Origin of the sequence: Ichthyenterobacterium magnum (genome assembly GCF_003610635.1) — a bacterium.
Classification (GTDB): Bacteria; Bacteroidota; Bacteroidia; order Flavobacteriales; family Flavobacteriaceae; genus Ichthyenterobacterium; species Ichthyenterobacterium magnum.
In genome coordinates this window covers 41,243-53,262 of the sequence record NZ_RAQJ01000006.1, presented here as the reverse complement: position 1 = coordinate 53,262, position 12,020 = coordinate 41,243, and the positions used below count along the sequence as shown (strand labels likewise).

The window sequence follows — 12,020 nt, the reverse complement described above, 5'->3', positions numbered from 1 at the left end:
AATACATATAAAATGCAACAAACTACAAATACAATTTTAATGATTCGTCCTATAGGATTTAGGATGAATGAACAAACCGCTGTAAATAATTATTATCAAAAAGTAATTGATAATTTATTGCCAGAAACTGTAAATGTAAAAGCACAACAAGAGTTTGATGCTTATGTAGAAAAATTGCGAAATATTGGCGTGAATGTTGTAGTTGTAGACGACACTAAAGAGTATGATACGCCAGATTCTATTTTTCCTAATAACTGGATTTCGTTTCACGAGAATGGTAATGTTGGCTTGTATCCAATGTTTGCAGAAAATAGAAGACATGAACGTCGCGAAGATGTTTTATTTAAGTTAGAAGAACTTGGTTTTAAGATTAATAATATTGTTGATTATACAAGCGCCGAAGATGAATCTATTTTTCTTGAAGGAACAGGGAGTTTGCTTTTAGACCGTGTAAACAGAAAGGCATATTGCGCATTATCACCAAGAGCAGACGAAGATTTGTTTATTGAGTTTTGTGAAGATTTTGAGTATACGCCAGTTGTTTTTACGGCCAATCAAACTGTTGATGGAAAACGTAAAGCCATATACCATACAAATGTTATGATGTGTCTTGGTGAAACTTTTGCTGTAATTTGTTTAGAATGTATTGATGATAAAAAAGAACGTAAAAATGTGATTAAACATCTTGAAGAAGATGGTAAGCAAGTCATTATTATAAACGAAAAGCAAGTCAATAATTTTGCTGGTAATATGTTACAAGTAAAAGGAAAAGATGATAAACTATATTTAATTATGAGTCAAGCTGCATATGATAGTTTAAGCGAGGCACAAATTAAGATTATTGAAAGTCATTGTGAGATTTTGTCTAGCTCGTTAGATACAATTGAAGCTTGTGGTGGCGGAAGTGCACGTTGTATGATGGCTGAAGTGTTTTTGCCTAAAGCTTAAATCAAAATTACTCAGCTGGCTTAATTTTTGGAAGTTCTACATAAAACTTACTGCCTTCGTTTAGAGTACTTTCTACCCAAATACGACCATTGTTTAGTTCTACTAATTCTTTACAAATAGAAAGTCCTAAGCCAGTGCCTTTCTCGTTTTTTGTACCTATTGTTGTGAAGGTACCGTTGTTAAAAAGTTTGTCAATATTGTCTTTAGAAATACCAACACCTGTATCTTCTACACAAATTAAAGATTTACCATTATAATCTCTATTTGAGATTGTAATTATATCACCAACACGACTAAATTTTACAGCATTGGTTAGTAGGTTTTGTACAACGATTTCTGTCATGCTTTTATCTGCATAAACAAAATCACGATGAGACTCATCTATTAAAACAATACGCTTTTGCTCTACTTTTTGCTCAACCAGAGACATTTTATTATGAAACACATCCTGAATATTGAATAATTCTGGTTTAGGTTTTAGGTTTTGCATTTGCGATTTAGACCAATTTAATAGGTTAAAGAGAAGAGAAGAAGCATTATCTGCATTTTCACTTAACTCAGGGACTAAATCATAAAACTCTTCACGAGAAATACTATCTTCTCTTAAAAGATCAATAAAACCTTTTATTGAAGAAATAGAATCTTTTAAATCGTGAGACACAATAGAGAACAACCTGTCTTTTACCTTATTGGTTTCTTCTAAATCATGAGTTTGCTTTGAGAATATCTCATTTTGAAGTTGAATTTCTTGATTTCTTCTTTCAAGCTCCTCATTATATTTAAGTGTGCTTTTTCGTTTTAAATAAATTAATAATAAAATGGTTAATACAGCAATAAAGGCACCAACTAGTATATAAGATATTAGTTTTAATTTTTTAAGCTGATTATTTTTAAGTGTTTCTTTTTCTTGGTTTATTTTATCTAAATCCTCTTTTGTGTCATTAGTTTGCTCATTTTTTATTGAGGTTGTCTTTACTGGAATTTTTGGTTGGTTTTCTGCGTCAATTTCGTTTTTTAAGTCGTAGTATTTGCTTTGCCAGAAAAATGCGTTTTGAAACCTTCCATTTGTAGAATCGAGCTCTTTATGTAATCTGTAGCTTTTTAATAACTCCGTTCTGTTATTTATTTTTTTTGCCAAAGCATAAGCTTCATTTAGTTGAAATTCTGCAAGCCTAACTTTCTTTAGTTGCAAGTTTAAATTTCCAATAGAATTTAATGATCTTAATATACCATCTTCATTTTTAGTATCTCTATTAAACTTTAAGCCTTCAAGCAAATACATTGAAGCTTTATTGTAGTCTTTAAATTGTAGATGTTCATCACCAATTCGTGGTAATATTTCACCTTTTAAAACTTGGTCTTTTTCTGGGTTTAATAAGTCGAGTACTTTTTCGTAGTACTCAATAGCTTTTCTGTGTTCTTTTCTTTCAGAATAAAGTAAAGCAATATTTTTTGTTGAGGTTTTTATTGCGGCACTATCTCTTAAATGTTCTCTTACGTTTAGTGCTTTAAAATTAAACTCTAAAGCTTTATCAATTTGATGTGTATTGTAATAAGCTTCGGCTAAGTTGTTATAGGCAGAGCTGAGTTCGTCTTGAAGGTTTCTGTTTTCAAAAGTTTGAATGGCAGAAAGTGAATGCTCTAAACCAACACTATAATTACCGCGTTTAATTTCTATAAGACCAATGCTATTATTAACCTTAGCAATCCCTAAAGTGTCTTTTAGCTGTTTGTAATATTTTCGTGATTTATTATAACCATCTATAGCATTGTAGTAATCGTCTCTTTGTGAGTATATTAAAGCTTTGTGGTAGTTTACGTCTGCAATACCTTGAGTGTAGTTTAAAGATTTTGAAAGACGTTCGGTTTGGTTAATGTACAATAGTGCTTTTGTGAAATCGTTTGCTTTATACAAAGCTTTTATCAAATGCAAAGACGTATCTACTTTGGTAGAATCTTGTTTTTGATATGCTAATTGTATGGCAAGACTATCTATCTCGTTTGTTTGCGAAAAACAAAAAAGAGCAGAACATAAAACAGCTAAAGTAATTAACTGTTTCATAGTTCTTTAGTTATGTTACAAATTGTAATGCCGTTTGAACGCAAACTTACCTTGAGGGAGAGGATAAGCAAGAATGCAAAATACAATAACAATCCTGTTAAAGGTTGAATATTAAGTATCATCAACGTTTGGGACTTTGATTAATAGCTTACCAAAAATCAATAAAAGACTCATGAAAAGCTAATTTATAGGTTTTATTACCTAAAAATTAGATAAAGTGATAGATGAATTCGATAAAAAAAATGCTATATCGATAAAAGGTAAAAAACATAGAAAAACTACACTTTTGTCGATGAAATGCATGTAGCAATTAAAACACTTGTTTTCAGTATCTTATGTTTTTTAATAAGATAATTATGAGATTGTATTTTGATTACAAAAAAAGAATAAAAATCTTATCTTTGCACACTTAAATTATACACTTAATGAATCTCCAAGAGACTTTAGCACATCACGTAAAACAAGCTGTAAAAGCAATTTTTAATGCTGAATTAGAAACTGTAGAGTTTCAAGCGACTCGTAGAGAGTTTGCAGGAGATATAACAGTTGTTGTGTTTCCTATGTTACGTGTTGTTAAAGGAAACCCTGTGCAAATAGGAGAGCAAATTGGACAATATTTGGTTGCTAATGCAGAAGCTGTAAAAGCCTTTAATGTTGTAAAAGGGTTTTTAAATATAGAAATTATTGATGCTTATTATCTTGACTTTTTTAATGAAATAAAAGATAATAAATCGTATGGTTTTGTAGTGCCAAATGCTGATGATAAGTCAGTAATGGTAGAGTATTCTTCACCAAACACAAACAAGCCTTTACATCTTGGGCATGTTAGAAATAACTTGTTAGGTTATAGTGTTTCAGAGATTTTAAAAGCCTCTGGTAAGAATGTTTATAAAACACAAATTATAAACGATAGAGGTATTCATATTTGTAAAAGTATGTTGGCTTGGAAACGTTTTGGGAATAACGAAACTCCAGAAAGTACAGGACTAAAAGGTGATAAGCTTGTAGGTAATTATTATGTAAAGTTTGACCAAGAATATAAAAAGGAAATTCAAGAGTTAATTGCTCAGGGTCGTACTGAAGAAGACGCAAAAAAACAAGCTCCAATTTTATTAGAAGCTCAGCAGATGCTTTTAAAATGGGAAGCTGGAGATGATGAAGTTGTATCGCTTTGGAAAACGATGAATCAATGGGTTTATGATGGTTTTGATATCACTTATAAAAACTTAGGAGTAGATTTTGATACTTTATATTACGAAAGTGAAACCTATTTATTAGGAAAAGAGTTTGTTGCAGAAGGCTTAAAGTCTGGTGTGTTTTTTAAGAAAGAAGATGGTTCGGTTTGGTGTGATTTAACTGAAGATGGTTTGGATGAGAAAATTGTATTGCGTTCTGACGGAACTGCAGTATACATGACGCAAGATATTGGTACAGCTATACAGCGTGTTAAAGATTTTCCTGATGTTGGCGGTATGGTTTATACTGTTGGTAATGAGCAAGAATATCATTTTAAAGTGTTGTTTTTAATTATTAAAAAACTTGGTTTTGATTGGGCAGAAAACTTATATCATTTAAGTTACGGAATGGTTGATTTGCCTTCAGGAAAAATGAAGAGTAGAGAGGGAACTGTTGTTGATGCCGATGATTTAATTGACGAAATGGCTAACACAGCTGGAGAGATTTCTAAAGAACTTGGTAAGCTTGATGGTTATTCTGATGCTGAAAAGCTGGAGTTATATAAAACCATTGGTTTAGGCGCATTAAAATATTATATATTAAAAGTTGACCCTAGAAAACGAATTTTATTTGACCCAAAAGAGTCTGTAGATTTTCAAGGTAATACAGGCCCTTTTATTCAATATACTTACGCAAGAATACAATCTATTTTACGCAAAGCAGATCTAGAGGCAACATTTAATGCTTCAGATCTATCACTTCATACAAAAGAGAAAGAACTTTTAAAACAAATACAATTGTTTCCTGAAGTAATAAAAAACGCTGCAGAGCATTATAGTCCTGCATTAATTGCAAACTATACTTATGATTTGGTAAAAGAGTTTAATTCATTTTATCAAAATGTATCTATACTTGGTGCAGATAATGTTAATGAAAAAGTATTTAGAGTTCAGTTGTCAAGTACAGTAGCAAACATTATAAAAAATGCATTTGGCTTGTTAGGAATTAACGTTCCTGAGCGCATGTAAGTTTTAAAGATTATTTATTCACCAATATCCTCATTCCATAAATCTGGTTTTTCAGCAATAAATTTTGTCATCAAATCTTGGCATTCTTGATTGTTGGCAATAATGAGTTCTACACCTCTTGATTTTAAAAGTGTTTCTTCGCCCATAAAAGTTTTGTTTTCACCAATAACAACTTTAGGGATACCATAGAGTAAGATTGTGCCAGAACACATTGAGCAAGGTGATAGCGTTGTGTATAATGTACATTCTTTATAAACAGATGCCTTTAGTCTGCCAGTGTTTTCTAGAGCATCCATTTCGCCATGTAAAATTGCAGACCCATTTTGTACGCGTTTATTGTGACCGCGACCAATAATTTTGTTTTTATAAACGATTACAGAGCCAATTGGGATGCCACCTTCATTATAACCCTTTTTTGCTTCGTCTATGGCTGCTTGTAAAAATTTATCTGTCATCTGTAATTTGTAAAAAAAATGAGTTAACTAAGGTAATTGTTTTTATACGCATGTCAAAACAACTCTTTTATATTGTCTTCTTCAGAATCTTCTTCCTTTGTTTCTAATTGCTCAATAAGATGTTTTGGTAAATTATCTTTTTTATAAAATGTTATAGGAACAGGTATTATTGAAGCAATAGCAATAAAGAAGACTAAGGCAATGAGCCTTAATACTTTTTTTATTTTCATGAATAATCAATTTTGTGAAGCATCATTTAATATGATGTTCACCATTAATAAAGGTTTTGTAAATAGATAGAAGTGATTATCTGATGGAGAATGATTGATTATCTTTTTTGAATGAAGAAAAGCCTAAAACTGTTAATTCAATTTTAGATTTATAAGTCAAAAAATTTACTTTTAAAATAGAGTAGCTTTTGGTTTTAAGTTTTTGATAATTGATTAATGCAGATTTAAAACTTAAAGAATAGAAATGATTAAAAGGTTGTGCTTTGTTTGACTTTAAAGCATCAAAATAATTAATCGCTTTTTTATCATTTTTAAAAGTAGATACAACTAATTCGGTTTTTATTATTGATGTAGTTGGTGTATTTGCAAAACCTGAAAAAGAAATAAGGCTTGCCACTAATACTAGCGTAGCTATTAATGTGTATTTTTTATTTAAAAATTGCATATGGTAAAGTTATATAAATTTACCTTTATATTTTAAAGCTTGTTTAATGTGAGCTAAATGATGATTGCCGTGCCATGCATAAACACCTATAGTTTCATCTAGTCTAAAACGTTTGCCGTATTCTGGGTGTATAAATTCGCTTGACAATTCACTCTCTTTAATGCTTCTTAATAGCTTGCCTAGTTTTGCGTGAAGCCCTTTTAAGAGCAACAAAGTACTTGATAAATCATTATCATTATTATCAACTAACATTGCCCAACGGTCTTCAAAATAAGGTCTAATAGTTGGTGAGTCTTCAGTTAAAGCTAGTTTAAATCTAATAATGCTATTCATGTGACTATCTGCACAATGATGTACTACCTGTTTTATATTCCAGCCATTAGGTCTATAAACCCAGTTTAACTCTTCTTGGCTTAATTTTTTTGTTGTGTTTTCTACTTCTTCTGGAAAACGCTCAATATCTTCAATCCAAGTTTCTATTTGATTACTAGTAATAATTTCTGGAGTTTTAAATTCACCTATCGGAAATTTAAGAGCATACAATTTATCAGTTATCATTCTTTATTTTTAAGATTTAATCTATATACATAACCTAAGCTTAACTCGGTAAAATCTGCTTGACCTAGATTTGCATTTATATGTGCAGCAATATATAAGTTATGTTTTGGACATGTATTGTTTGAAAACAAATAATATTTGAGACCAGCTCTTATTGGCACTGTTTTTTTTAATTTATAATAAGAATTAAGTTCTCCTAGTACTTCAATGGTTTCTCCATTTGCATTTTGAAAAGAATATCCTTGATTAAGTTGCCAGTCAATTTTATAAAAAGGTTTATAAAAACTAATACCAATATCAAATTCAAAACCAAAGTGATCTAGTAATAACTCTGCTGAACCAAAAATACCATAATTTGTTGCATATTTATAAGGGTTATCTCTAAAATGTGGTACTTGTTCTTCAATTAAGTATTCGCTTTTTTTTATATAGTCATAATAGTTTTCATAATATCGGTAATATAAACCGCCACCAAGTTTAAAGGTTTTATTTATTATTTTACCTGCTGAAATAGCTACAGAAAATACTTCTCTCTTAGCGTTAAAAGTTTCTGACAATACATTCTGACCAACACCAGCTCTTATAGAAAAGTAGGTTTGGTGTGTTTTAATTTTTATAGGATTTTCAAGAGTTTTATTTGTCTTTGGTTTTGTGTTAATCTGAGCTGAAACACTTGCTAATATCGAATTAAGCCCTTGGTTTGGTAAACGAGTATGCCCATTTGAATGATGAAAGTAACCTAAACCTAATCGCCAATTAATTTTTTTGTTTTTATAAATATCATAATACATAAATGATCTAAAAGACCAATTTAACTTTGTGGTTATGGCTTGGTTGTTTGCATTTGTGGTAGCATCAAATTGAGTGTCCATATAGGATCCACCAGCACCCAAAAATAAGTTCCAACGTTGACTTTTTTTTCTAAATAGACCAAATTCAATAAATGGCATTATAGTATATGCTTTGCCTATTTTTTGAGTATTACCAAAATCTATTATGGCTAGAGAAATTCCTGTTTTAGGATATTTTAATCTATAATACCATTCTTTTTCATTACTAAAATGATATTTACCAAGGTTTAAAACAAAAGCCTTTTGTAAGTTTGTTTCTGGAAAATTTGTATTGGCTTCAAGAGTTTCTCCTATTAAAATTTCTGAAGTAATAAAGAAAGCTGTAGTTTCTTTTTCTTGACAATATGTATGCATTTCTATAAAACATAGAAATAACAAAAACACATGCTTTAGTATGAAATGTTTGGTAGTCAGTACAAAGATTGATTTTTACAAATATAGCGCAAAAGCATTTTGATTTTAAAATTTCACTCTAAAACTAACATTTGGAGTAATACCTAAAGAGCGATTTTCAACCTTATTAATGGTATTGTCATCATCAGTTACATAGTAAGTATTGATACTATTTTTTTTGTCTAAAAGATTCCATATTGAAACTCCAATTGAAGCATCAACAGTTTTACTAAACTGTAGTTCGTAAGTAGCAGATAAATCGGTTCTTAAATAATCTTTTAAACGTTCGTTATTTGGAGTGTTGTATTCAATGAGATTAGTTGTAGTGTTTTGGTTTTCTAAAGGCGTTGTAGTTGGTTTCCCAGAGTGCCAATTTACACCAAGAGCTAATTTTAAATCATCTAAAGTATACGTGCCTGCAAAGGTTAGTGCATGACGTATATCTAAGTTATTTGCAAAAGAATTACCATTGTTTAAGTTATCAAATTTGTAATCGTTTTTACTGAAAGAATAACTTAACCACGTACTTATGGTTTTGAATTGTTTATTAATTAAAAAATCAATTCCTTTTACTTGATACTTACCTATAGCATTTACAAATTGAAACTGATTTTGAAAGCCTTGACTTCTGGTTGTGATGCCTTCTACATTTTTAATAAAAGCTTCGGCACTAATTAATAACTTGTTTTTGTTGTAATGAATACCAACTGCACCTTGTTGGCTTTTTATAATAGGAACATCATCATCGTTATTTGAGAGTATCCAACGGCGTTTTTCTATACCTAAAAAATCATTTTGTAAATCAATAATTTGAGACGTTGTTTGACTTTTAAATTCAGCCAAAAACTCTAGTCTAAAATTGTTGTCTAATTTATGGCTAACAGATAATCTTGGCTCTGTAAAAAATTCAGAAAATTTTTCAATATAATTTGTTCTAATACCAATTCTTGCATAAGTGTTTTTGTTAGCAGATGTAAACTCGGCTTCACCATAAATAGAATGGGTTCTATTAACTTCTTTTACAACACTTCTAAAACTAGGTGTATTTACATCTTCAATATTGCTTACAATAACTTCGTTAAATTGATAACCACCATGCAGTTTTAGGTTTTCGTCTACATGGTTTGTAGCATTAATTTTTATACCTAAATCTTTTACTTCGTTTTCTTGATTTAAACGTTGCGCATTAATTACATCAAAATTTGTAGCATTTAAATCGTAATTAGAAAGATAGACTTGAGCTGTTGTGGTGAGAGTGCTATTCCAGTATTTTAAATATTCTATTGATGAGACCAAATTGTTTTGAATTAATTTATTTTTAAAAACATTATCTGTATTGTTCTCAATCGATTTTTGGTCGTAACTCAGATTGTTATTTATGGTTAAAAAATTAAAACGCAATTGGTCTGTATCTGTTATATCGTACAAAAATTTTGTAGCTATATCGTAAAAATAAAACTCTTCGTTGCTTGAAACAATATTATTAGTACTTTGTTGATTGTTAGAAAAATCTGAGTCTTGAAACACGCGTTGTAAATACTGATCGTATGTTGGTGTAAATATAAAGTCTGTAATAGAACGTCTAGCAGAAACTTGCAGTTCTGTTTTATTGTTTAAGGGAATTTTTGCAAATCCGTCTGCATGAATTAGATTAAAACCAGCTCCTGCTTTAGCTTCTTGGTCTAAGTTATTGGATTGTTGAATATCTATAACACTAGAAACACCATCACCGTATTTAACACTAGTTCCGTTTTTAGATACATTAACAGATTTTGTTAGATAAGGATTAAATGCAGATACTAGGCCAAAAAAGTGTCCAGATTGATGCATTTTAATTCCGTCCCAAAGAATTAAATTTTGATCATGTGTTCCGCCTCTAACATTAATATTTGATACGGTTTCATCAACACTCAAAATACCAGGAAGCGCTTGTATGGTTTGTAAAATATCTGGTTCTATAAGACCAGGTAAAATTCCAAACTTTTCAGTTTCAATAACAATTTTCCCATCACTCTTTTTAAAAATACCTTTGGTTAAATAATTAGTAATTATTATTTCTTCCAGCTTTTGAGTAATAAAACTACTTAATGGGTTTATACGTTTTGATATAACGATGTTATTGTCTTCTAAAAGAATAAAATCTAAATTGGTTTCTTTTTTTAAAAAAGTAATTAATTCAGCAAGGGTTAAAAATTCTTTAGGAAGCTGTAACTCTTTATCTTTTATGGTTTGATCAACATAGGTGAAATTGACTTTGTATTTACCTTCTATGTAGTTTAATATTTTGGCAAGAGGTTGTTTTTCTTTAGAAATGTTTTGAGCGATAACACTACAAACATTACAAAAAAATAAAAAAACAAAAAGATATAAGACACCTTTTTTACTCACTCTTTAGTGTAATGGTATGGTCCGTTTTATTATACGATAAATGTAAAGGTAAAGTAATAGATTTTAACGCAGTTTCTATATTATTATGCGTAAAACTTCCTGTAAATAATTGTGAATCATCAATGCCTTGCATTTTAATTGAGACATTGTATTGTCTCTCAAATTCTTTAAGAACTTCTTTGTAAGGCAAACTTTTAAAACGACTTAGATTATTTAACCAAGAAGGGTTTAATTGATTTTCTTTTTCTGTTGCAATGTATTTCCCATCTATTATTAAAAAGGTGTCTCCTGGATGTAATTTGGTTTGTTTGTTTTTATATAAAACGCCAACAAGACCTTCGTAGCAAATTACTTCAAAATAGTTGTCACGTTGTTTTATGTTAAACTGAGTTCCTAAAACGGTTACTGTGCCTGTTTCTGTTTTTACATCAAATTTTGAGCCTTTAGCAACTTTAAAAAAGGCTTCGCCATCAAGTGTAACTTCTCTGTTTTTATCCCAACTACTTTTATTAAAGGTTAGTGTGGATAAAGCATTTAAGTTTACACTAGAAGCATCTGGTAATTCAATAACTTGTTTTTGAGCTACTAAAGTTTGTACCGATGTGTCTAAGGTTGTTGTATAATAATATGCACCAAAACAAAGTACAAAAATTGCAGCAATTTTAATTGCAGCTTGCATCCAATTATTAGATGCTTTTTGTGGCGTTTTTATAGTATGTAATACCTTACTTAAAGCTTCTTCTGTGTTATAGTCTGAAGCTTTAAAATGTTTTAAGTTAGTGTCTAGTTTGGTTAACGCATCATAATCTTCAAGCTTTTTAAAAGCATCCAATTCCTCAGCATTTAAGCTATGGTCTAACCATTTTTGTATGAGTTCTTCTCTTTTCATTTTATGTATTACATCTATATAACAGTTAATACGTGATAATTCCTACCCTTATAGATTTTCTATATCTTTTCTAAGCTTTTTTAAGGCGCCATAAATACGTTTTTCTACTGCTTTTGTAGAGATATCTAAAAGCTGAGCAATTTCCTTAAAGCGTTTCCCTTCAACACGATTCATTAAAAAAGCAACGCGCTGTGCTTCGGTTAGATTTGCTATAGCATTTTCTAGTTTTTGCATGTATTCCTTTTCTTGTAAAACAAACTCAGGTGTTTCATTAGTATAAGATTTAGGTTTTGTTTGTTGATGTCTATAGACTACTTTTTGATGTGCTATCTCATTAAGCATTAGATTGTTTGCTGCAGTAAACAAGAAACTTTTTGCTTTATTTGGCGGTATCTTTTTGCAGTTTTGCCAAAGTTTTACAAATGCTTCTTGAACTTTGTCTTTTGGATTTAAATGACTTCCAAATTTATAATGTAAAAAGTCATGCAAATCTTTAGAGTATTTGTTAAACAACGATGAAAATAACCGTTCTTCACATATATTATCTTTTATAGGTTTTGACATGTTTTAATACTTGGGGCTAAGTTAAAAAATTAG

The 12,020-nt window shown here is 30.1% G+C and carries 11 protein-coding genes; 2 read left to right on the top strand and 9 right to left on the bottom strand.

Going from position 1 to position 12,020, the window contains the following annotated elements:
* The first annotated feature begins 12 nt into the window (after positions 1-12).
* Positions 13-948, top strand: coding sequence for a citrulline utilization hydrolase CtlX (gene ctlX, locus BXY80_RS12330; protein WP_120202390.1), 936 nt, complete (start codon positions 13-15; stop codon positions 946-948).
* Between the two features lie 7 nt (positions 949-955).
* On the opposite strand, the gene BXY80_RS12325 is transcribed toward ctlX, so the two are convergent.
* On the bottom strand, positions 956-3,010 hold the full coding sequence (locus BXY80_RS12325) for a tetratricopeptide repeat-containing sensor histidine kinase (RefSeq protein WP_120202387.1): 2,055 nt from the start codon (positions 3,008-3,010) through the stop codon (positions 956-958).
* Between the two features lie 425 nt (positions 3,011-3,435).
* On the opposite strand from BXY80_RS12325, the gene argS reads away from it, so the two are divergent.
* On the top strand, positions 3,436-5,214 hold the full coding sequence (gene argS / locus BXY80_RS12320; RefSeq protein ID WP_120202385.1) for an arginine--tRNA ligase: 1,779 nt from the start codon (positions 3,436-3,438) through the stop codon (positions 5,212-5,214).
* 14 nt (positions 5,215-5,228) lie between these two features.
* Here argS and BXY80_RS12315 read toward each other — a convergent pair whose 3' ends face one another.
* From BXY80_RS12315 to BXY80_RS12285, 8 genes are all read right to left on the bottom strand, one after another.
* Positions 5,229-5,669, bottom strand: coding sequence for a nucleoside deaminase (locus BXY80_RS12315; protein ID WP_120202384.1), 441 nt, complete (start codon positions 5,667-5,669; stop codon positions 5,229-5,231).
* 53 nt (positions 5,670-5,722) lie between these two features.
* Positions 5,723-5,899, bottom strand: a complete 177-nt coding sequence (locus BXY80_RS13970) for a hypothetical protein (RefSeq protein ID WP_162843314.1) — start codon at positions 5,897-5,899, stop codon at positions 5,723-5,725.
* A 76-nt stretch (positions 5,900-5,975) separates the two neighbouring features.
* Positions 5,976-6,344 carry a hypothetical protein gene (locus BXY80_RS12310; protein ID WP_120202382.1) on the bottom strand — a complete coding sequence of 123 codons (369 nt, stop codon included), beginning with the start codon at positions 6,342-6,344 and terminating at the stop codon, positions 5,976-5,978.
* Between the two features lie 9 nt (positions 6,345-6,353).
* Positions 6,354-6,902, bottom strand: a complete 549-nt coding sequence (locus BXY80_RS12305) for a YfiT family bacillithiol transferase (RefSeq protein ID WP_120202380.1) — start codon at positions 6,900-6,902, stop codon at positions 6,354-6,356.
* Positions 6,899-8,107 (bottom strand): acyloxyacyl hydrolase, encoded by a 1,209-nt coding sequence (locus BXY80_RS12300; RefSeq protein WP_120202379.1) that lies wholly within the window; start codon positions 8,105-8,107, stop codon positions 6,899-6,901. The genes BXY80_RS12305 and BXY80_RS12300 overlap by 4 nt, the downstream gene beginning before the upstream one ends.
* Positions 8,108-8,212: 105 nt before the next feature.
* Positions 8,213-10,534 (bottom strand): TonB-dependent receptor plug domain-containing protein, encoded by a 2,322-nt coding sequence (locus tag BXY80_RS12295; protein WP_120202377.1) that lies wholly within the window; start codon positions 10,532-10,534, stop codon positions 8,213-8,215.
* Positions 10,527-11,423: a FecR family protein gene (locus BXY80_RS12290; RefSeq protein ID WP_120202376.1), complete on the bottom strand. Its 897-nt coding sequence runs from the start codon at positions 11,421-11,423 to the stop codon at positions 10,527-10,529. The genes BXY80_RS12295 and BXY80_RS12290 overlap by 8 nt, the downstream gene beginning before the upstream one ends.
* A 48-nt stretch (positions 11,424-11,471) precedes the next feature.
* On the bottom strand, positions 11,472-11,987 hold the full coding sequence (locus BXY80_RS12285; protein WP_120202374.1) for an RNA polymerase sigma factor: 516 nt from the start codon (positions 11,985-11,987) through the stop codon (positions 11,472-11,474).
* Positions 11,988-12,020: the final 33 nt, after the last annotated feature.

Bases quoted from the DNA above. Each gene is read 5' to 3' on its own strand.
- ctlX (WP_120202390.1), top strand. From the start codon at position 13: ATGCAACAAACTACAAATACAATTTTAATGATTCGTCCTATAGGATTT.
- BXY80_RS12325 (WP_120202387.1), bottom strand. From the start codon at position 3,010: ATGAAACAGTTAATTACTTTAGCTGTTTTATGTTCTGCTCTTTTTTGT.
- argS (WP_120202385.1), top strand. From the start codon at position 3,436: ATGAATCTCCAAGAGACTTTAGCACATCACGTAAAACAAGCTGTAAAA.
- BXY80_RS12315 (WP_120202384.1), bottom strand. From the start codon at position 5,669: ATGACAGATAAATTTTTACAAGCAGCCATAGACGAAGCAAAAAAGGGT.
- BXY80_RS13970 (WP_162843314.1), bottom strand. From the start codon at position 5,899: ATGAAAATAAAAAAAGTATTAAGGCTCATTGCCTTAGTCTTCTTTATT.
- BXY80_RS12310 (WP_120202382.1), bottom strand. From the start codon at position 6,344: ATGCAATTTTTAAATAAAAAATACACATTAATAGCTACGCTAGTATTA.
- BXY80_RS12305 (WP_120202380.1), bottom strand. From the start codon at position 6,902: ATGATAACTGATAAATTGTATGCTCTTAAATTTCCGATAGGTGAATTT.
- BXY80_RS12300 (WP_120202379.1), bottom strand. From the start codon at position 8,107: ATGCATACATATTGTCAAGAAAAAGAAACTACAGCTTTCTTTATTACT.
- BXY80_RS12290 (WP_120202376.1), bottom strand. From the start codon at position 11,423: ATGAAAAGAGAAGAACTCATACAAAAATGGTTAGACCATAGCTTAAAT.
- BXY80_RS12285 (WP_120202374.1), bottom strand. From the start codon at position 11,987: ATGTCAAAACCTATAAAAGATAATATATGTGAAGAACGGTTATTTTCA.